The 20315-nt window shown below is 68.6% G+C and carries 22 protein-coding genes; 13 read left to right on the top strand and 9 right to left on the bottom strand.

The genetic code is table 11. The annotated features are described in order from the left end of the window. The first annotated feature begins 335 nt into the window (after positions 1-335). From rplU to OM513_RS07440, 4 genes are all read left to right on the top strand, one after another. Positions 336-722, top strand: a complete 387-nt coding sequence (gene rplU / locus OM513_RS07455; protein ID WP_264943521.1) for a 50S ribosomal protein L21 — start codon at positions 336-338, stop codon at positions 720-722. 27 nt (positions 723-749) lie between these two features. Then, entirely contained in the window at positions 750-1019 is a 270-nt protein-coding gene (gene rpmA, locus OM513_RS07450) for a 50S ribosomal protein L27 (protein WP_264943520.1), read from the top strand. 176 nt (positions 1020-1195) lie between these two features. Continuing rightward, on the top strand, positions 1196-1753 hold the full coding sequence (locus OM513_RS07445; RefSeq protein WP_264943519.1) for a GNAT family N-acetyltransferase: 558 nt from the start codon (positions 1196-1198) through the stop codon (positions 1751-1753). Positions 1754-2004: 251 nt separating this feature from the next. Further along, on the top strand, positions 2005-3444 hold the full coding sequence (locus tag OM513_RS07440) for an MFS transporter (protein ID WP_264943518.1): 1440 nt from the start codon (positions 2005-2007) through the stop codon (positions 3442-3444). Here OM513_RS07440 and OM513_RS07435 read toward each other — a convergent pair. Further along, on the bottom strand, positions 3411-4259 hold the full coding sequence (locus tag OM513_RS07435; RefSeq protein WP_264943517.1) for a metal-dependent hydrolase: 849 nt from the start codon (positions 4257-4259) through the stop codon (positions 3411-3413). The genes OM513_RS07440 and OM513_RS07435 overlap by 34 nt on opposite strands. Before the next feature lie 51 nt (positions 4260-4310). Here OM513_RS07435 and OM513_RS07430 point away from each other — a divergent pair, with 51 nt between their 5' ends. Then, positions 4311-4907 (top strand): TetR/AcrR family transcriptional regulator, encoded by a 597-nt coding sequence (locus OM513_RS07430; RefSeq protein WP_264943516.1) that lies wholly within the window; start codon positions 4311-4313, stop codon positions 4905-4907. A 45-nt stretch (positions 4908-4952) separates the two neighbouring features. After that, positions 4953-6005 carry a GTPase ObgE gene (gene obgE, locus OM513_RS07425; RefSeq protein ID WP_264943515.1) on the top strand — a complete coding sequence of 351 codons (1053 nt, stop codon included), beginning with the start codon at positions 4953-4955 and terminating at the stop codon, positions 6003-6005. Positions 6006-6063: 58 nt separating this feature from the next. Here obgE and OM513_RS07420 read toward each other — a convergent pair whose 3' ends face one another. Continuing rightward, positions 6064-6369 carry an endonuclease domain-containing protein gene (locus tag OM513_RS07420; RefSeq protein WP_319951606.1) on the bottom strand — a complete coding sequence of 102 codons (306 nt, stop codon included), beginning with the start codon at positions 6367-6369 and terminating at the stop codon, positions 6064-6066. A 158-nt stretch (positions 6370-6527) separates the two neighbouring features. Here OM513_RS07420 and proB point away from each other — a divergent pair, with 158 nt between their 5' ends. Together proB and OM513_RS07410 are read left to right on the top strand one after the other, a co-directional pair. Continuing rightward, on the top strand, positions 6528-7634 hold the full coding sequence (gene proB / locus OM513_RS07415; protein WP_264943513.1) for a glutamate 5-kinase: 1107 nt from the start codon (positions 6528-6530) through the stop codon (positions 7632-7634). Between the two features lie 97 nt (positions 7635-7731). Next, positions 7732-8637, top strand: a complete 906-nt coding sequence (locus OM513_RS07410) for an NAD-dependent epimerase/dehydratase family protein (RefSeq protein WP_264943512.1) — start codon at positions 7732-7734, stop codon at positions 8635-8637. A gap of 20 nt (positions 8638-8657) precedes the next feature. Here OM513_RS07410 and OM513_RS07405 read toward each other — a convergent pair whose 3' ends face one another. Continuing rightward, complete coding sequence (locus OM513_RS07405; protein ID WP_264943511.1) at positions 8658-9203, bottom strand: Pycsar system effector family protein; 546 nt, start codon at positions 9201-9203, stop codon at positions 8658-8660. Positions 9204-9331: 128 nt separating this feature from the next. Here OM513_RS07405 and OM513_RS07400 point away from each other — a divergent pair, with 128 nt between their 5' ends. The 4 genes from OM513_RS07400 to lptG all read left to right on the top strand — a co-directional run bounded on the left by OM513_RS07400 (position 9332) and on the right by lptG (position 13313). Beyond that, a complete protein-coding gene (locus OM513_RS07400) occupies positions 9332-9574 on the top strand; it encodes an acyl carrier protein (RefSeq protein ID WP_264943510.1) in 243 nt (80 codons plus the stop codon). Between the two features lie 4 nt (positions 9575-9578). Then, positions 9579-10826, top strand: a complete 1248-nt coding sequence (spt, locus tag OM513_RS07395; protein ID WP_264943509.1) for a serine palmitoyltransferase — start codon at positions 9579-9581, stop codon at positions 10824-10826. A gap of 190 nt (positions 10827-11016) precedes the next feature. Beyond that, complete coding sequence (locus tag OM513_RS07390; protein ID WP_264943508.1) at positions 11017-12219, top strand: LptF/LptG family permease; 1203 nt, start codon at positions 11017-11019, stop codon at positions 12217-12219. A gap of 29 nt (positions 12220-12248) precedes the next feature. Then, complete coding sequence (gene lptG, locus OM513_RS07385) at positions 12249-13313, top strand: LPS export ABC transporter permease LptG (RefSeq protein WP_380916284.1); 1065 nt, start codon at positions 12249-12251, stop codon at positions 13311-13313. Between the two features lie 294 nt (positions 13314-13607). On the opposite strand, the gene OM513_RS07380 is transcribed toward lptG, so the two are convergent. Further along, entirely contained in the window at positions 13608-14708 is a 1101-nt protein-coding gene (locus tag OM513_RS07380) for a fatty acid desaturase family protein (RefSeq protein ID WP_264943506.1), read from the bottom strand. A gap of 160 nt (positions 14709-14868) precedes the next feature. On the opposite strand from OM513_RS07380, the gene OM513_RS07375 reads away from it, so the two are divergent. After that, positions 14869-16029 (top strand): N-acetyltransferase, encoded by a 1161-nt coding sequence (locus OM513_RS07375; RefSeq protein ID WP_264943505.1) that lies wholly within the window; start codon positions 14869-14871, stop codon positions 16027-16029. 185 nt (positions 16030-16214) lie between these two features. On the opposite strand, the gene OM513_RS07370 is transcribed toward OM513_RS07375, so the two are convergent. The 5 genes from OM513_RS07370 to OM513_RS07350 form a co-directional block, all read right to left on the bottom strand. Then, complete coding sequence (locus OM513_RS07370) at positions 16215-16460, bottom strand: hypothetical protein (RefSeq protein WP_264943504.1); 246 nt, start codon at positions 16458-16460, stop codon at positions 16215-16217. Positions 16461-16877: 417 nt separating this feature from the next. Beyond that, positions 16878-17648 carry an exodeoxyribonuclease III gene (gene xth, locus OM513_RS07365; RefSeq protein ID WP_264943503.1) on the bottom strand — a complete coding sequence of 257 codons (771 nt, stop codon included), beginning with the start codon at positions 17646-17648 and terminating at the stop codon, positions 16878-16880. 11 nt (positions 17649-17659) lie between these two features. Further along, positions 17660-17998 (bottom strand): iron-sulfur cluster insertion protein ErpA, encoded by a 339-nt coding sequence (gene erpA, locus OM513_RS07360; protein WP_264943502.1) that lies wholly within the window; start codon positions 17996-17998, stop codon positions 17660-17662. A 164-nt stretch (positions 17999-18162) separates the two neighbouring features. After that, positions 18163-19335, bottom strand: a complete 1173-nt coding sequence (locus tag OM513_RS07355) for a M23 family metallopeptidase (RefSeq protein ID WP_264943501.1) — start codon at positions 19333-19335, stop codon at positions 18163-18165. A 136-nt stretch (positions 19336-19471) separates the two neighbouring features. Next, on the bottom strand, positions 19472-20275 hold the full coding sequence (locus OM513_RS07350) for a ferritin-like domain-containing protein (protein ID WP_264943500.1): 804 nt from the start codon (positions 20273-20275) through the stop codon (positions 19472-19474). Between the last annotated feature and the right edge of the window lie 40 nt (positions 20276-20315).

The raw sequence follows: 20315 nt of genomic DNA, 5'->3' as shown, positions 1-20315 counted from the left end.
GCGCACTTGCATGCCTCGCCAACGCGCATTCGATCCGATCAAATACAAGCTGCGAAACCAAATCGAGCGGACCATCGGCAAGCTCAAACAACTCCGGCGCATCGCAACCCGATACGACCGCATCCCGCAAAACTACCTCGCCAGCCTATGCTTGGCCGCCCTCAGCTTCTGGTGCTGAATGTCGATTCAACCTAGGGCCGATCCAAAGGGCCTGTACCGCGTCCCGCGCCGGGTCATTTCGGGTTGACTTATCCCCGGCGCTACCTTAGCTGCGCGCTTCCTCCCGCAGGGGTGTTCCCCAGCGGGTACATGCATTTGGGTTAAGAGACAGAGCCATGTTCGCAGTCGTGCGCACGGGCGGCAAGCAGTATCGCGTTGCCGCAGGAGACAAGATCGTCGTCGAGAAGCTCGACGGAGAAGCCGGTTCGACGGTCACGCTGGGTGACGTCCTGCTCGCCGGCGAGGGCAGCGAGCTGAAGGCGACCGACGGCCTGACGGTCTCGGCCGAGATCATCGCGCAGGCGAAGGGCGAGAAGGTCATCGTCTTCAAAAAGCGCCGCCGGCACAATTATCGCCGCAAGAACGGCCACCGCCAGCAGCACACGATCCTGAAGATCACCGCGATCGGCGCCGCCGAGGCCAAGAAGGCCACCAAGGCGAAGGCCAAGAAGGCCGACGCTCCGGAAGCCGCCGAGGGCGAAGCCCCGGCCGCCGAAGCCTGATCGCGCAGAGTTCGAGGAGTATAGGAAATGGCACATAAGAAAGCTGGCGGCTCTTCGCGCAACGGTCGCGATTCGGCTGGCCGCCGCCTCGGCGTGAAGAAGTTCGGCGGCGAAGCCGTCGTCGCGGGCAATATCATCGTGCGCCAGCGCGGCACCAAGTTCTACCCGGGCACCAATGTGGGCATGGGCAAGGACCACACCCTGTTCGCGCTCGTGGACGGCCGCGTGGCCTTCCGTGAAGGCAAGCTGGGCCGCAAGTTCTGCACCGTAGAGGCGATTGCAGAGGCAGCGGAATAACATCGGGCAGCCAGCCGGGTTGCCCACCAGGGCGACCCGGGTCCGTATCTTTCGGACCAACGCAAAAGGGAGACGGGTCGCCCCGGTCTCCCTTTTTTCATGCTCCCTCCCCCGCCCATTGTCCCCTAGCCGTCATTTCCGCGTGCTTGGGGGCGGGCAACGACGAGGAGAGTCCCATGTTCGCGCGTACCGAAAGACTGACGCTGCGGCCCGGCTGGATCGAGGACGCGCCCGAGCTGGCGCGCGCGATGGGGCACTGGGATGTGGTGTCGAAGCTCGCCCGCGTGCCCTGGCCCTATGACCAGGCGCATGCCGAACAGTTCCTCACCAGCCCGCGCCCGCGCGGCGGCGTGATGGCGCTGATCTGCGAGCGCCATCGCGGCGGCGCCCCGATCATCGGCGGGATCGGCATCGGCGAGGATGCGGACGGCAATTTCGAGCTGGGCTATTGGCTGACCCCATCGGCCTGGGGCCGCGGCTATGCGACCGAGGCCGGGCGGGCGATGATCGCCGCGGCGCGCGATTCGCTGCGGCTGCGGCGGCTGGTGTCCGGGCACTTCATCGACAATCCGGCATCGGGCCGCGTGCTGCGCAAGCTGGGGTTCAAGCCCACCGGCCGGATGATCCCGCGCCACAGCCTGGCACGCGGGCACGAGACGCCCTCCGCGGCGTTCGAGCTGGAGCTTTGTTCGGGCGAGGCGGACAATGATCCGGGTGCCCGAATGGCCGCCTGAGCGCCCGGCGTCCCCCGCAAGGGCCAGGCTGACGCACGGGGCAGGCTGACGCACGGGGCGTGACGGAGGGAGGAGCGGATTCCGGCGCGGGCCGGCGCGCCTCCGTCCCCCTTCCGCCTCCGTCCCCCTTCCGTCGCCTCCGGTGACCACCCGTGGCCCGGCGGGCCGTTCTCCCGCACCCATATTCCCGCTTGACCTCATCCTTGGTTGAGGTTGCATCAGCCATGGCGGCAGCACGCAACGGAGCATCCATGTCCACCGCCTCCCCCTCCCCCACGACGGCCGGGCCCCGCTGGCGCGATCTGGCGGGCGGCGGCCGTGCGCCGTTGCTCGCGCTGATCCTGCTCGGCGACTGGCTGGTGGCGGCCGATGCGCTGGTCACCACCACGCTGATGCCCAGCGTCGGCGCGTCGCTATCCGGCTTCGCCTGGTTCGGCTGGACCACGTCGGCGTTCCTAACCGGAACGGTCGTGGCCGGCGCGTCGGCGGGCTGGCTGTCGGAGCGGATCGGGCTGCGCAACGCGATGGCGCTTTCGGGGCTGGTGCTGACGATCGGCTGCCTGATGTCGGCCGCGGCGCCGGACATGGGCTGGTTCATCGCCGGGCGCGTGTTCCAGGGCGCGGCGGGCGGATGGGTGGCGGGGCTCACCTATGTGGTGATGGCCACCGCCTTTCCACAGGCCATGCTGCCGCGCCTGTTCGCGCTGGCCAACAGCGTGTGGGGCGTCGCGACGCTGCTCGGGCCGCTGATCGGCGGGATCTTCGCCGATGCGGGCTGGTGGCGCGGCGTGTTCTGGCTGTTCGCGGCGCAGGCGGCGTTGTTCGGGCTGGCAACGCTGTGGCTGATCCCGCGCCGGGCCAGCGGCGAGGAGCATGGCGGCGTGCCGGTGGGCGCGCTGGTGCTGCTCACGCTTGCGATCGCGTCGGTATCGGCGGCAGGCGTGATCGAGGCGGTGCCGGTGGCGGCCGGGCTGTTCGCGGGCGGCGTGGCGCTGCTGGCGGCGGCGATCCTGCGCGATCTGCGCAGCCCGCACGGGCTGTTGCCCGCCAGCGTGAAGGGGCGCGGATCGCCGCTGCGTGCCGCCTATGCCGTCTATTTCGCCACCACCGCGGCGGGCGTCGCCTTCTCGCTCTATGGCCCCACGCTGCTGCGCGCCACGCTGGGGCTCAGCGGGCTGGCGGCGGGCTATGTCGTCGCAGCGGAGGCGGTCGCCTGGACCACCGTGGCGATCGCGATCAGCGGCGCGGGCCAGCAATGGCAACGGCGCTGGCTGGTGGGCGGTCCGGTGCTCATCCTGGCGGGCGTGGCGATGCAGGCGGTGGTGCTGGGCGGCGGATCGATGGTGGCGGTGATCCTCTCCGGGCTGTTGCTCGGCACCGGTTTCGGCGCCTGCTACCCCTTCCTGGGCCAGCGGGTGATGGCGATGCTGAGCGCGGCGGAGACGACGCGCGGATCGGCGGCGATCGCCGGGGTGCGCGGCGCGGGCGGCGCGGTGGGCGCGGCGGTGGCCAGCCTGGCCGCCAATGCCGCGGGATTCGCCACGGGGCTTAGCCCCGCGACGGCGCCAATGGTCGCGCTGGCGGCGTTCGGTGCCAGCCTGCCCTTCGCGCTGTGGAGCGTGGCGGCGGCGATCCGCGTCGTCCGCGCCCGCGCCGATCAGGCGGCGGCGGGGCTCACCGCGGCGGCATAGTCGCTCTCGGCCTTGCCGATCAGGTGGCGGTCGTCGTGCTTCCAGGGGTGGAAGCCCGGCACGAAATAGGCCGCCCAGGGGACCAGGATGCGCCGCAGCAGTCCCGGCCTGGCGAGCAGATACCACCACACGCGCCGCCGTGCGCCGCGGGTGATGCCGTCCTGCCGCAGCAGCTCCACCGCGCCATCGACACGCTTCTTCCAGAAGTTGATCGTGACAAGGAACATCATCAGCGAGCGCAGCTTCCACCGGCGCCATGCGCTCCAGTCGCGCGTGGCGTGGATCCAGGTGTCATAGGCGACGCCCTTGTGCTCGATCTCCTCGATCGCGTGCCACGTCCACATCTCGGCCTGGTCGCGGTCCACGCCCTTGAAGAAGTCGGGGTCCTTCAGGATCACCTGGGCCAGGATCGCGGTGTAATGCTCCAGCGCCATGGTGGCGGCCAGGTTCACGATCGGCGGGCGCGTGCGGATGATCGCCAGCACCTCGTCCACCACGCGCTCCAGCGGCTCCAGATCGTATCCGGCGTCCACCACCCGCTTGTTGAAGGCGACATGCTCGCGGCTGTGCATCACCTCCTGCTGCACGAAGGCGCGGATCTCCGCCTCCAGCTTGGGCGGGGCGCCGTCGCGGCAGGCCTTCACCGATTCGATGAACATCGCCTCGCCCTTCGGAAAGGTGATCGACAGCGCGTTCATGAAGGCGGTCGCCACCGGATCGCCGGCGAACCACCAGCGTTCCTGCGCCTGGCCGCGGCCGAAGCGCCGGTCGCGCGGGGTGATCGAAAGATCGGCGGGAGTCTTTGCTTTCGCCACGCGATTCCTCCAAAGCTTGATTCCTTGGGGGAATAAGTATTACTTACATCAATGTCAATAACTCGTAGACGCCTGTCACCGGAGGAATCGCGCGACGCCGCGCTGGAAGCCGCGCGAACGCTGCTGATCGAGGACGGCCCCCAGTCCGTCACGCTGAAGGCGGTCGCCGCGCGTATCGGGCGCACGCACGCGAACCTGCTCCATCATTTCGGTTCGGCCGCCGGGCTGCAGAAAGCGCTGGTCGCCAGCCTGGCCGAGGAAGTGACCGCCAGGATCGGCGAGGCGATCCTGCGCGCGCGCGAAAGCGACCATGACCCGCGCGAGGTGGTGGACCTGACCTTCGACGCCTTCGACAAGGGCGGCGCGGGCGCGCTGGCCACCTGGATGCTGCTGTCGGGCAACAACGACGTGCTCGATCCGATCCTGGAGGCGATCCAGCGGCTGGTGGACCAGATCGGCCGCGATCATCCGCACAAGGACCAGTCGCTGCAGGAAGAGACGCTGCACCTGGTGCTGATGGCGCTGGGCGATGCGCTGCTGGGCGCGCCGATGGCCCGCACGCTGGGCCTGCCGCGCCGGACGGCGCGCGATCTGGCCGCCCGCGCGCTGGCGCAGGCGCACCTCCATCCGGAGCCGCCGGCAAGCTGATCCGCGCAAGTTGAGGCGGAGCGCCGCTTGCTCTAGAGCGCGGCGATGCATTTCCTAGATCAGGCAAAGATTTTCGTCCGCTCTGGCGCGGGCGGCCCGGGCGCCGTCAGCTTCCGGCGCGAGAAGTTCATCGAATATGGCGGCCCCGATGGCGGCGACGGCGGCAAGGGCGGCGACATCGTGTTCGAGGCCGTCCACGGCCTCAATACGCTGATCGACTTCCGCTACACCCAGCATTTCCGCGCGCCGCGCGGCAAGGGCGGCGCGGGATCGAACCGCACCGGCGCGGGCGGCGACGATCTGGTGATCAAGGTGCCGGTGGGCACCCAGATCCTGGCCGACGACGAAGATCGCACGCTGCTGCTCGACCTGACGAAAGAGGGCGAGCGGGTCGTCTTCCTGCGCGGCGGCGACGGCGGGCGCGGCAACGCGAGCTACAAGACCAGCACCAACCGAGCCCCGCGCCAGCACGGCACCGGCTGGCCGAGCGAGGAGGCCTGGGTGTGGCTGCGGCTGAAGCTGCTGGCCGACGCCGGGCTGGTGGGCCTGCCCAACGCGGGCAAGTCCACCTTCATCAACCAGGTGACCAACGCCCAGGCCAAGGTGGGCGCATATGCCTTTACCACGCTGCGGCCGCAGCTCGGCGTGGTGCGGCACAAGGGCCGCGAGTTCGTGATCGCCGACATTCCCGGCCTGATCGAGGGCGCGGCAGAGGGCGCGGGCGTGGGCGACCGCTTCCTGGGCCATATCGAGCGCTGCCGCGTGCTGCTCCACCTGGTCGACGCCAACGATGCCGATGTCGCCGAAAGCTACCGCATCGTCCGCGACGAGCTGGAAGCCTATGGCGCGGGGCTGGTGGACAAGCCCTATATCCTGGCGCTCAACAAGATCGACACGCTCGACGACGAGCTGATCGCCGCCCTCTCCGCCGAGCTGGAGGAGGCAAGCGGCGGCCATGAGGTGATCCCGCTCTCCGGCGCGAGCGGCGTTGGCGTGGACTGGGCGCTCGACAAGCTGCTGGAGGCGATCGGCCCCGAAAACGGCAAGGTGGCCGAAGACGACGACGGCGAAGACGCCATCGAATGGTCCCCGGTGTAGTGCCAATCCTCCCCCGGAGGGGGAGGGGGACCGTCGCGCAGCGATGGTGGAGGGGTAGCTAGCCGCTGGGCGGCAGGGCCGTTGCGACAATGTGCGCGACCACCGCGTCCAGATCGCCCAGAACCTCCTTCGCGGGAATACGAAGCACCCGAATGCCGGCGGCGATCAGCATCGCGTCACGCCGCTGATCGCGCACGGGCCGGTCACCTCGATCGTGCGCCTCACCATCGACCTCAATCGCCAGGCGATGCCTGGCGCAGAAGAAGTCCAGAATAAATGAACCCGCCGGGTGCTGGCGGCGAAATTTGAGACCGCCCGGCCGCTTGCGGAGCTCCTGCCACAGCAGCACTTCGGGCAGCGACATATTCCTGCGCAATTCGCCTGCCAGCGCCTGCGTCTTCTTCGGACCGTGGAGCATATGGCACCCTACCCCTCCACCAAGCTGCGCTTGGTCCCCCTCCCCCTCCGGGGGAGGAATTGGAGCTTGCCAAGCGGCAGCCTTGCGCACAATCGGCATCCATCATGCCCCTGTTCCCTCCCCCCTCCTGCCCCCGGCTCGTGGTCAAGATCGGTTCGGCGCTGCTCGTCGATCCGGAAGGGGCGATCCGGAGGGCGTGGCTGGAGGGCATCGCCGCCGATATCGCCGCGCGCCATCGCCAGGGGCAGCAGGTGGTGGTCGTCTCCTCGGGCGCGATCGCGCTGGGCGCCCGGCGGCTGAAGCTGGCCAGGGGCGGCCGCGCCAGCCTGGAGGATGCGCAGGCCGCCGCCGCCACCGGCCAGATCGCGCTCAGCCAGGTCTGGGCCGAGGTGCTGGGCGCGGAGGGGATCACCGCCGCACAGATGCTCGTCACGCTCGACGACCTGGAGGACCGGCGCCGCTATCTCAACGCCTCCGCCACGCTGGACCGGCTGCTGGGCCTGGGCGTCGTGCCGATCCTCAACGAGAATGACAGCGTCGCGACCGAGGAGATCCGCTTCGGCGACAACGACCGGCTGGCCGCGCGCGTGGCGCAGGCGGCCGGGGCGCAGGGCGTGGTGCTGCTGAGCGACATCGACGGGCTCTATGATCGCAACCCGGCGCTGGAGGGCGCGGTCCACATCCCCCGCGTGGCGCGGATCGACGCGCGGATCGAGGCGATGGCCGATCGCGGATCGGGCTCCGGCATGGGATCGGGCGGGATGGTGTCGAAGCTGGAGGCCGCGCGCATCGCCAATGCGGCGGGCGCGGAGCTTGCCATCGCGTCGGGCCGGATCGATCGCCCGCTCTCCGCCCCCGCGCGCCACACGCTGTTCGAGGCGAAGAAGGCCGCCACCGCGCGCAAGGCATGGATGGCCGGGCGCCTGACCGCCAAGGGCACGATCCATGTCGATGCGGGCGCGGCGAAGGCGCTGGCCGGGGGCAAGAGCCTGCTTGCCGCCGGAGCGACCCGGATCGAGGGCAGCTTCGCGCGCGGCGACCTGGTGCTGATCGCGGGGCCGGAGGGCAAGCCGCTCGCCCGCGGGCTGACCGAATATCCCAGCGAGGACGCCGCCCGCATCGCCGGCCGCCGCAGTGAGGATCATGCCGCGCTGCTCGGCTATGCGCCGCGCTCCACGCTGGTCCACCGCAGCCACATGGCGCTGCTGTGAGGGCGCGCACCGCTCCGGGACCCGTTCGTGCTGCGCTTGTCCAAGCACGCCGGAGCCCGCCCTTCGACAAGCGCATCGCGAACGGAGCCGGTGAACGATGACCACCCTCGCCATCACCGGAGGCACCGGCTTCGTCGGATCGCGCACCATCGCGCTGGCGCTGGAGGCCCGGCATCGCGTCCGCGCGCTCACCCGCCGCGATCAGGCCCCGCGCGACGGCGTCGAATGGATCGCGGGCGATCTCCAGGACACCGCCGCGCTCGCCCGGCTGGCGGAGGGGGCGGACGCGGTGATCCACATCGCGGGCGTGGTCAATGCGCCCGATCGCGCGGGCTTCGCGCGCGGCAATATCGAGGGCACGGCCAACATGCTCGCCGCGGCGGAGGGTGCCGCCGTGCGCCGCTTCGTCCATGTCTCCTCGCTCGCCGCGCGTGAGCCCGGCCTGTCCGACTATGGCTGGTCCAAGGCGGAGGGCGACAAGCTGGTGGAGGCGAGCCCGCTCGACTGGGCGATCGTGCGCCCGCCCGCCATCTATGGCCCCGGCGACCTGGAGATGCTGGAACTGTTCAAGCTCGCCAAAAAGGGGCTGGCGCTGCTGCCCCCCGGCGGGCGGCTCTCGGTGATCGAGGTGGGCGACCTGGGCCGCCTGCTGATCGCGCTGGCGAACAGCGACATCCCCCGCATCAGCATCGACGCCGACGACGGGACCGAGGGCGGGTGGAGCCACGAAGGCTTCGCGCGCGCGATCGGCGCGGCGCTGGGGCGGCGCGTCGCGGCTTTCGCCCTGCCACGCCCGCTGCTGATGGCGGGCGCGCATCTCGACCGGCTGGTACGCGGCAAGGGCGCCAAGCTGACGCCCGACCGCGTATCCTATTTCTGTCATCAGGACTGGGTGATCGATGCCGCCCGCCGCCCGCCCTCGCAGCTATGGCAGCCCGGCGTGCCCACGCCCGATGGCCTGGCCGCCACCGCCGCCTGGTATCGCGCGCAGGGGCTGCTGTAGCGGATCGGCGGCCTGCCGGCCTATCCCTGGAACGCCGCCAGGCGGGCCACCGCCTCCCCGGCGAAGGCCGCGAAGCTGAGCACCAGCCCAGCCAGCAGCGCGCGATAGGCCCAGCCCAGCAGCCGGTATTTCTTGCGGCGGAGGACCTGGCCGTTCTGGTAGAGGTCGCGCGCCATGATCTCCAGCGATCCATGATCATGCGTCACCGCCGCGCGCAGCCGCTCGACGAACTCCGCTTCGCTCAGGCTGGTGAAGGATCCGAAGAACAGCAGGTTCAGCGGCGCCTCCTCGCGCCGCCCGCCCGCGCCGATCGCGGGCATCACCACCGAAATCGCAAGACAGGCGGAGACGAAGGCGAACAGCGCCAGTATCGCCAGCGGTAGCGGCGGCAACCCGTCGCGCGTCTGGCCGATCGCCAGCGTGAAGATGACGAAGGTGGCGCCCATCAGGATCGACGCCTTCTGGTCCGCCATCTGGCTGAGCTGGATGTGGATCGCCTGGCACGTGCGCACCACATGGACGAACTGCGGCGACAATGGCTCGTGCGGTGCAGCTTGCTCGGGCATGCCTGCCTCCCCCCTGCTGCGCCCAGTGTCGCACGCCGCGCCGCGCAATCCAAGCGCGCCCCGCCACGGGCGCGTTTCCGCCGCATTCGCTTGGCACTGGCTGGCTATCCGGCTAGGGAACCGACCCCATGAGCGACCTTCAAGCAACTGCAGATACCGTCAAGCGGCTGATCGAACCCTTCAACAAGAAGGGCGTCGAAATCACCGACGGCACCACCTTCGCGGGCGATCTCGAATGGGACAGCCTCACCGTGATGGATTTCGTCGCGGCGATCGAGGACGAGTTCGACATCATCATCACGATGAACATGCAGGCCGAGATCGAGAATGTCGGCCAGCTCATCGCCGCCGTAGAGAAGCTCAAGGGCTGACCCGATGACCCAAGCCGCACAGACCGCCCCCGCCGCCGAAGCGCCCGCGCGCGACCTGTTTTCCAAGTTCGATCCGATCATCGCCGAGCGCCAGGCGCTGCTGGACAGCGGCGTGCGCGATCCCTTCGCGATCGTGATGGACGAGGTGAAGTCCCCCACCCTTGCCGTGATCAAGGGCAAGGAGACGATCCTGCTCGGCACCTACAACTATATGGGCATGACGTTCGATCCGGACGTGGTGCAGGCCGGCAAGGACGCGCTGGACCGGTTCGGCGCGGGCACCACGGGCAGCCGCGTGCTCAACGGCACCTATCAGGGCCACAAGGAGGTCGAGGACGCGCTGAAGGAGTTCTACGGCACTTCCTCCGCGATGGTCTTCTCCACCGGCTATCAGGCCAATCTGGGCATGATCTCCACGCTCGCCGGCAAGGGCGATTATGTGGTGCTGGACGCGGACAGCCACGCCTCCATCTATGACGGCTGTTTCCTGGGCGATGCGGAGATCGTGCGCTTCCGCCACAACAGCGTCGAGGATCTGGACAAGCGGCTGGGCCGCCTGCCCGCCGACGCGCTGAAGCTGGTGGTGCTGGAGGGCGTCTATTCGATGCTGGGCGATGTCGCCCCGCTGCCCGAAATGGTGGCGGCGGTGCGCAAGCATCCCAACTGCATGATCCTGGTGGACGAAGCGCACGGCATGGGCTTCTTCGGCCCGCACGGCCGCGGCGTGTACGAGGAGCAGGGCGTCGAGAAGGATATCGACTTCGTCGTCGGCACCTTCTCCAAGTCGGTCGGCACGGTCGGCGGCTTCTGCGTGTCGAACCACCCGAAGTTCGAAATCCTGCGGCTGGTGTGCCGCCCCTATGTGTTCACCGCGTCGCTGCCCCCCTCGGTAGTGGCGACGGCGGCCACCTCGATCCGCAAGCTGATGCATGCGCACAACAAGCGCGCGCACCTGTGGGAGAACAGCAAGCGCCTGCACGGCGGCCTGCGCGAGATGGGGTTCAAGCTGGGCACCGATACGCCTCAGTCGGCGATCATCGCGGTGATCCTGAACGATCAGGCGCAGGCGGTGGCGATGTGGCAGGCGCTGCTGGAAGGCGGCCTCTACGTCAACATGGCGCGCCCCCCGGCAACTCCGGCGGGCACCTTCCTGCTGCGCTGCTCGCTGTGCGCCGAACATTCGGCGGAGCAGGTGGAAACCATCCTCGAGATGTTCCGCGCCGCCGGCAAGGCGACCGGCGCGATCGCCTGAATCCGGTTCCGGCCGGGCCGCGGCGGTGCATGCCCGCCCTGGCCCGGCCCGCGGATCGCGGCGGCGGCGCCACCTCCCGCCGCTTCCCCACAACTTTCGTGCTGACGCCCCGCCGAAGGCCCGGTATAGCCGGGTCCACGGCGGCGCTGCCGGCGTCCCGTAAAGCCAACGAAGGTCCCTGCGCGCGCGCATGAATTCGATCGACCGTTACATGGCGCGCGTGATCGCAGTGCCGTTGATCGCGAACCTCGTGATCACGTCGATGCTGCTGATCCTGGATCGCATCCGGCGGCTGCTGGATTTCGTCGTCACCGAAGGCGGGCCGATCAGCGCGGTGTGGCGCATGCTCGCCAACCTGCTGCCCGAATATCTGGGCCTGGGCATCCCGATCGGGCTGATGCTGGGCATCCTGCTCGCCTTCCGCCGGCTGGCGAACTCGTCGGAGCTGGACGTGCTGCGCGCCGTGGGCGTCAGCTACACCCGGCTGCTGCGCGTGCCCTATATGTACACGATCGTGCTGGCCGCGCTGAACCTGCTGATCGTCGGCTATCTTCAGCCCTATGCGCGCTACAATTACGAAGGGCTGCGGTTCGAGCTGCGCACCGGCGCGCTGGGCGCCTCGATCAAGGTAGGCGAGTTCACCAATTTCGGCCGCATGACGCTGCGGATCGAGGAGAGCGCGAACGAGGGGCGCGACCTTTCGGGCATCTTCGTCCACGCGATCCTGAAGGACGGCAGCTATGCGGTGAGCGCCCAGCACGGCACCTTCCTGCGCACCGACAATCCGGACGAGATCATCTTCCGCCTGACCAACGGCACGCTGGTGCAGCATGCCAAGACATCGCCGGTGCCGCGCGTACTGACCTTCACCTCGCACGATCTGCCGATCCCGCTGCCGAAATATGAGAGCTTCCGCAACCGCGGCGGCCGCAACCTGGAGCTGACGCTGCCCGAGCTCGCCCAGATCGGCGGCGATCCCGCGGCCAAGCCGCAACAGCGCGACACCAGCCGCGCGGCGCTGCACTACCGGCTGGTGGAGGTCGTCTCGATGTTCCTGCTGCCGCTGCTGGCGGTGGCACTGGCGATCCCGCCCAAGCGATCGACCTCTGCGCTCGGCGTGTTCCTGTCGATCGTGATGATCGTGACCTATCACAAGATCAACGAATATGGCGAAGGGCTGGGCAGCCTGGGCCGGATCGATCCCATCCTGGCGCTATGGGGTCCGTTCGCGATCTTCACCGGGCTGGTGCTGTGGATGTACTACACCGTCGCCTATGTGCCCGGCGGCCAGCCGATCGGCGCGCTGGAGCGGGTGTTCGCCAAGGCGGGATCGCTGGTGAAACGCTATCTGCCGGGCCGCCGCCCGCCCAAGCACGAGGAAACAAGCGCTTGAGCTGGGCCGATTTCTTCCCGTCCCGCACGATGTCGCTCTACATGGGGCGGATGTTCCTGGTTCGCACCTTCGCGATCCTGGCGGCGCTGGTAATCATCCTCCAGACGCTCGACCTGCTGGGCGAATCGGACAAGATCCTGGCGGTGACCGGCAACGGCGATGCGGAGGTCTGGCGCTATCTGAGCCTGCGCGTGCCGGAGATCGTGGCCACCTTCCTGCCCTTCTCCGCGCTGCTCGGCACGATCATCACGCTCTCCACGCTGAACCAGAACAGCGAGGTGATCGCGATGAAGGCGTCCGGCCTGTCGGCGCATCAGGTGCTGGCGCCGCTGATCGTCGCGGGGCTGGGCGTGGCGATTCTCTCGTTCGCCTTCAACGAGCGCGTGGTGTCGCGCGCGACGGGCACGCTCGCCGCGTGGAAGAAGAACGAATATCACCCGCTGCCCGTCGATCACGGCGATCGCGCCAATGTGTGGGTGCGTGAGGGCGACAATCTGATCGAGGTCGATCAGATCCGCGGCCGCGGCGACGCGGCGGCGCTGACCGGCATCACCGTCTATGAACGCGACGAGGGATCGCTGAAGGCGATCGTCAGCGGTGATCGCGCCACGCGCGATGGCACCGGCTGGCGCATCGCCAACGCCGAGCGTTTCGAGGTGGCGAGCGGCCGCAACCTCAAGCTCGGTCCGCTGCACGTCGGCGAAGGCGTGCGGCCCGATCAGTTCACGCTGGCGACCGTCGATCCCGACGGCATGTCCTTCGTAACGCTGTGGCAGGCGATCGGCGACCTGAAGGACGCGGGCCGGCCCACCCGGGCGCTGGAAGGCGCGCTGTGGCACAAATTCGCGGGGCCGCTGTCGGCGATGCTGATGCCGCTGCTGGGCGCGGTTGCGGCGTTCGGGCTGGCGCGATCGGGCAAGCTGTTCGTGCGCGCCGTGATCGGAATGGCGCTGGGCTTCCTCTATTTCGTCGCGGACAATTTCGCGATGGCATTGGGCAATATGGGCGCCTACCCGCCCTTCCTCGCCGCCTGGGCACCGTTCCTGCTGTTCCTGATGATAGGCGAAGCGGTGCTGCTGAAGACCGAGGAATAAGGGGCGCTATTGTATGCCGCGCTCGCCAAGGTGCCTTCCGTCGATCCTCGGCGCCGACCGGAATCAGGTTGCTACCGGCACAGAGCGTGGCGCATTTGCTCCGGCCCGTTCGCCCTGAGCTTGTCGAAGGGCGCTTCACCGCTTGCGATACCGCCCTTCGACAAGCTCAGGGCGAACGGCCGAACAACCCGCTTCAGACTTGAGGCGCCATGCTCCGGGAGCCGGCTTCGTCGAAGCTTGGCCCGTTCCGGCGCAACGGGCCACGAGCCGGGCCGGTATCCCGGCCCCGCCCTGTCAGCCGCGCGACACCATCGTGCTGCGCGCCAGCCGGGCGACCAGTCCGGGAAGGCCGGGATAGCTCGCCTTGTCATAGGTCGATCCCTGGCCCAGCGCCTTCATCAGCCGGCGGTGCGCCACGCCCAGAGCATGATAGGGCACGCTCGGCACCAGGTGATGCAGCGCGTGATAGCGCAGCCCCACCGGAGCCCACAGCGGCGCCAGCAGGCCCGGCGGCGGCACGTTGACCGAATCCAGATACTGGGCGGTCACCGTCATCTGCTCGCCGTCATTCTCCCACAGGTGCGCGACCAGCGTGCGGATCTGGTTCAGCACCGCCACCGCCGAGATCACGCCCAGGAAGACCAGGAACGCGCGCAGCGGGATCACGCCCGTCGCGGTCAGCGTCACCAGCGCGATCGCCCATGCGCTGGTCGCGATCTCCTGCGCCAGCCACATGGTGCGGAACGCTCCCTCCGGCGCGCGGCGGCGGAAGCTGGGGTTGATCGACAGCGCCGAATAACGCTCCACCACGATCCGGCGCAGCGGCGGAATGACCGCCGAAAGCGGCGCCAGCACCGCGAAGCGCAGGAGCTGCGCCACCGGCGCCAGCGCGGCCACGATCACGAACACCGGCAGCGACCAGGGCTTCATCAGCGCCAGCGGCAGATATTCCGGATCCTCCGCCGTGCCATAGCGCTGGCGCGCATGGTGCAGCGTGTGGACGCCTTCATACAGGAACGAAGGCACCATCAGCGGGATGCCGACCAGCAGGTGCCAGCCCAGCCGGAAACCGGGCAGCGCGCCCTGGCGGATGTGCGTCAGCTCATGGATGAAGCTGCCCGCGCGATACAGCGCGAGCACGGCGATCACCCCGGCCAGGATCGCCCAGCCCGTCGGCGCCGTCATCGCGGCATAGAGCGCGCCATAGCCCACCGCCACGCATGCCAGCATGTCGGGCCAGAAGATCGCGCCGCGCGCGACATGGAGATCGCGCGTCAGCTCTGCGGCGGCGCGCAGCATCGCCTTGTCGTCGGCGAGCGGCAGCCTGCGGGTGGCATCCTGCACGTCCGCCGGGCCGCCGGCGTCGCGCGAAGTGAAGGCAAGCGAACTGTTCATGATCCGTCCCATTGCCCTCAGATAGTGGCTAGATGGTGGCATTCGAGGGTGCGGTATCTTCCGGATTGCCATTGCCGCGCCGGGCTGTGGCTTGACATCTGCGCGGCATGGAGGCGAGTCACCGCCCCGGTAAAACGGCCCGCAACTAAGGATCCCCCGCTTGGCCAACGCTCCCGTCACCGTCCGTCCCGTCGTCACCAAGGCCGATCGCAAGGCGTTCATCGACCTCGCCTATCGCATCAACGCGAAGGACCCCGCCTGGGTGCCGCCGCTGAAGAGCGAATTCGCCAAGATGATCGATCCCAAGGACAATGGCTGGTTCAGCCATGCCGAGGGGCAGTTGTTCCTGGCCGAGCGCGGCGGCCGCGTCACCGGGCGCATCTCCGCGCATATCGACACGCTGGCGCTGGAGATGCCCGTCGAGCAGGGCTTCGGCCCCGGCACCGGCTTCTGGGGCCTGGTGGAGGCCGAGGACGCGGAGACGATGGCCGCGCTGGTGGCCCAGGCCGAGGCCTGGCTGAAGGCCAAGGGCATGACCCGCGCGCTGGGGCCGGTGAGCATGTCGGTGTGGGAGGAGCCCGGCCTGCTGGTGCGCGGCCACGATCATTCGCCCACGATCATGATGGGCCACAACCTGCCCGAATATCAGGGGTGGATCGAGGCGCTGGGATACAGGCACCTGAAGAGCCTGCTCACCTATGAGCTGGACGTCAGCAAGGAATTCCCGCCCCTCGTCCAGCGCATCGTGGCGCAGGGCGAGCGCAACCCCAGCATCCGCATCCGCGAGGTGGACAAGGGCAAGTTCCACAGGGAAGCCCAGATCATCCTCGACATCATGAACGATGCCTGGTCGGGCAACTGGGGCTTCGTGCCGCTCACCCAGCGCGAGGTGGACGACGTCGGCAAGAAGATGAAGCCGCTGGTCTACAAGGAGATGATCCGCATCGCCGAGCTGGACGGCGAGCCTGTGGCGTTCATGATCGCGCTGCCCGACATGAATGAAGCAATCAAGCCGTTCGGCGGCAATCTGCTCCCGTTCAACTGGATCAAGCTGCTGCGCTGGCTGCACAGGCCCAGGGCGCGCACCGCCCGCGTACCGCTGATGGGCGTGCGCAAGAAGCTGCAGAGCTCGCGCCTGACGATGCAGCTCGCCTTCATGATGATCTCGTACATCCGCCGCGCCACCGTGTCGCAATATGGATCGACGCGCGGCGAGATCGGCTGGATCCTGGACGACAACAGCGGGATGATCGCCATCGCCGACGCGATCAACAGCCAGGTGAACCGCGAATATGTGATTTACGAGCGGCCCATCGCCTGACGGGGCAACGGCCGGCGCTTCACGTCCTGAACGGCCGCGGCCCCGGCCCTCTCCACCGGCCGGGCGCCCCTTTTCGGGGTCGGCGGGAGGAGAAGACCGGGGCCGATTCAGCGTGGCTGAAACCGTTCCGGTGAGCTTGGCCGCCCGTTCCCCGGATGGGGCCGGAGCGCGGGCGGCCGGAAGGCTCAGCGGTTCTCGAGCGGATCGATGCCGGTCTCCTTGATCCACTCCTTGCGGGTCATGCAGGTCTTCATCGGCACGCGCGAACCAATGATGTTCTCGACGATGCAGATCTTCTGCGGCTTCTTCGAATCGTCCTTGGCGGCCTGCTCTTCCTGCTTGCCGGCCTTGGGGTCGGCGGCGGCGGCGGGGATCACGCTGCCGGCGGTCAGCGCCAACGCGGCGGCGATGGTGGCGGTGCGGGCGATCATGCGATTGGTGAACATTGGCGGTACTCCTCTTCCCTGACTTGGAACCGCAGGCGCCTTCGTCCGCCTGCACCGGAGACTAGTGCATTAGCTGTGCCAAACACCTGATTTGTTATTTTTCAATAACTTGGCTTCGATTGCCAAACAGTACCGGTGCTATAGCACGGTAAAACACGCCAAGAGTTGGCGCGTCTCGCAGCGCCCCGGCCGACGGCGATGCAGAAAACTGGCGCGGCGCATCCGCGCGCGGGCGATGCCATGGCGGCCAGTCGATACGCTGATGCCGAATCCCGGCCTGCGCCGGGGAAATAACGCCGCCGGGCGCCCTGGCAGCGAACGCGCGCGCGCCTCCCGGGCGGGACGAACTTTGGCGGACCGGCCGACACCTCCGTATCGCGGTCTTCAGCCGTTCGCGCTGTTCTAGCGGATCGTCACCCAGGTCGGCGCATGATCGCTGGCCTTCTCGCGGCCGCGATAGTCCTTGTCCACGCCCGCGCCGGTGAAGCGGTCGGCCGCCATCGGGCTGAGCAGCAGGTGATCGATGCGGAAGCCCGCGTCACGCTGCCACGCGCCCGCCTGATAGTCCCAGAAGGTCCACACGCCCCCGCCCGGAAATCGGGTGCGCAGCGCGTCGGTCCAGCCCTGCGCCAGCAGCGCGCGGTATCGCTCGCGCGATTCGGGCTGCATCAGCGCGTCGTCGGCCATGGCGCGGACGGAGAAGACGTCGTCGTCGTTGGGGATGACGTTATAGTCGCCGACCAGCACCGCGGGCCGCTCCTCGGCCAGCAGCGCGCGGGCGCGGTCGTTCAGCCGCTCCATCCACTTGAGCTTGTAATCGAACTTCGGCCCCGGCTGCGGATTGCCGTTTGGCAGGTAGATCGAAGCGACCACCAGCCCGAACACCTCGCATTCGATATAGCGGCTGTGTTCGTCCTCGGGATCGCCCGCCAGGCCCTTCTGGCGCTCCACCGGCTGGGTGCCGCGCGCCAGCACGGCGACGCCGTTGAAGCCCTTCTGCCCGTGCCAGGCGCCGCCATAGCCGGCCGCCTCGATCTCCTTCAGCGGCAGGCCCTCCTCGGCGCTCTTCAGCTCCTGGAGGCAGACGATGTCGGGCTTCGCCTCGTCGAGATACTCGATCAGCCGCGGAAGCCGCGCCTTGATGCCGTTGACGTTATAGCTGACGATCTTCACGGGCGCGCGCGTCAGACCGAGAAGCTGGAGCCGCAGCCGCAGCCCGATGCCGCGTTGGGGTTCTTCACCTGGAATGCCGCGCCGCCGAGCGATTCGACGAAATCCACGCTGGCGCCGCGCACCAGATCGAGGCTGATCGAATCCACCACCAGCTTCACGCCATCGGTCTCCGCCATGGTGTCGTCGCCCTCGACCGCGTCCGCAAAGCCGAACTTGTATTGAAAGCCCGAACAGCCACCGCCTTCGACCGAGAGGCGCAGGATCGCGGGCTTGCCCTGCTTCGCCGCGATCGCCGCGACGCGCGCGGCGGCGGAGGGCGTGAGTTCGATATCGGGAGCAAGCGTCGCCATGCCCCCGAGATAGGGCCGCCACGCCGCCGAGGCAACGGGCCAGCGGACCGTTCAGGGCGCCTCAGGCCTAAGGAAGCCGCGCCGCTGAGATCAATCGGCCCGGAAACGACGGGGGCCGCCTCGATGGGCGGCCCCTCTCCTCTCCTGACCGGAAAACCGGGGAATTACTTCGGGCCGCCGACGCCGCCCTGCGCACGATCCTGGATGCGGGCGAGATACTCGCCGCTCTGCAGGAAGGGGATGGGGTTCACGGCGCGGCCATCGACGCGCACCTCATAATGGAGGTGGCTGCCGGTCGAACGGCCGGTCGATCCCATCAGGCCGATGAGCTGACCGCGCTTCACGCGGGTGTTCTCGGCGACCAGGATCTTCGAAAGATGGCCATAGCGGGTCTGGATGCCCTTGCCGTGGTTCAGCTCGACGAGGTTGCCATAGCCGCCCGCGCGGCCGGCGCGCGAAACCACGCCATCGGCGGTGGCATAGATCGGCGTGCCGATCGGGCCGGGAATGTCCACGCCCGCGTGCATCGCCGCGCTGCCGCGGAAGGGATCGGAACGCACGCCATAGGTGCTAGTGAACTTCACATCGTCGACCGGAAGCATCGACGGGATCGAGATCACCGTATGCTCAAGCTGGTCGAGCTTCTTCCAGGTGAGGAACAGCGCGCGGAACTGGCTGTCGGCCTCCAGGTCGGCCGCGGTGGCCTCCCCGCCCGACGAAGCGGCGTCTGCGGCCTCATAGGGGCCACCCATGCCGCCCTCGACCAGGGCATAGCGCTCGGGCGACAGGCCCAGGCGGCGAATCTCGGCGGCGGTGGCGGCATAGCGCGCCTGGCCCATCGCCAGCGCACGCCCGGCGGCCTCGCGCTGGCGCTCCTCAAGCCGGCGCAGCGGGGCCAGCACTTCCTCGGCCACCGAGCTGGTGGCGGCGCTGACTTCGGGAACCGGCTGGTTGATCTTGGCGCGGTCCGCGGAACCCGGGGTCATCATCGCGGCGATCAGCGCCTGGTTCTTCTCGACGCGGGCGGCGTGCGCGCGGGCGGCCTCCTTGGCGGCGGCGACATCGGCCTGCATGCGCATCACCTGGCGGCGCATCTCGGCCATCTGGCCCTCGGGCGAAGTGTCCTTGCCCGCAACGCCGCTGGCGACGATCGCGCCGAATGCGGCCTGCACCACGCCGTAGCCGGAGAACAGGATCATCAGCGCACCGGCACAGGCGGCGACCACCTGGGTGCGCGCGGCAATGCTGAACCGGCGCAGGTCGCGCCCGTCGTGGAAGATGAAATCGCGGTTCGTGAAAAAGGATCGGATGCGCGCGAACAGGGTCGCGGTATTCATTGACGAAGCTTTAGCCATAATTCCCCGGCAATCAGCAGGCGGACGCGCCAGAAGTCCGGCGTCCCGCCTATTTTCCCCAATGTCCCGACAGCAGCCCCCCGTTGCCGCGACGCGGTATGATTAGTGCGGGAAGGGATCAGGCCAGGGCAAGGCTTTGCCAGTAATCTCGCGTTAAACCGGCTGCGATCCGCGCCGAGTCGTTGAACGGAGGCTTAATCAATCCGCGAAAATACCGATTCACCAGCGATTGCCAGGTGGATTGCGGAGGGAATCCGGAATCCCTGCAACCCGATTCGAACCAGATTGTTCCCGCGCGGACGTGAATAACCTCATCCTTCAGGATGCGCGTCAGGATCGCTGCGGTTGCGAAATCGCCCGCCGCCTCGAACCGGGCGAGCGTCGTCGGGGTGACGTCCAGCCCGCGCGCCTCCAGCACCATCGGCACCACCGCCAGCCGCGCCAGCGGATCGTGCGCCGTCGCGGCCGCCGCGTCCCAGAGCCCGTCGTGCGCCGGCATCGCCCCGTAACGGCTGCCAAGCTGCGCCAGCCGCCGGTCGAGCAGCGCGAAGTGCATCGCCTCGTCCGCGCCCACGCGCATCCAATCGTCGGCAAAGGCGCGCGGGAAGCGATCGCCGAAGCGCCCCGCCATGTCGAACGCCAGGTCGATCGCGGCGAACTCGATATGCGCCAGCGCATGGATCAGCGCGATCCGGCCGCGCTCCGATCCGCCCCTGCCCCGCTTGGGCATGCGGTTGGGTGGCAACAGCTCGGGCTGTTCGGGGCGCGCGGGGCGATCGGGCATCGCCACGTCGAAGGTCCATTCCAGCCGCCCCAGCCGCCAGTCGCGCGCCGCCGATCGCGCCGTCATCAGCTTCGCGCGCGGATCGGCGGTTAGCAGCACGGCGCGGCAGGCCTGGGCGATCGTGCGCGCGGGTTCCATGGCGCCTGCCCCTTCCCCGGTCCCTGCCGCCGCCCCGCCG

The sequence above is a fragment of the Sphingomonas canadensis genome, assembly GCF_026013525.1.
In the GTDB taxonomy this organism is placed as follows: domain Bacteria; phylum Pseudomonadota; class Alphaproteobacteria; order Sphingomonadales; family Sphingomonadaceae; genus Sphingomonas; species Sphingomonas canadensis.
The sequence above is the reverse complement of the archived record's forward strand: the minus strand, read 5'-3'. Positions and strand labels throughout refer to the sequence as shown.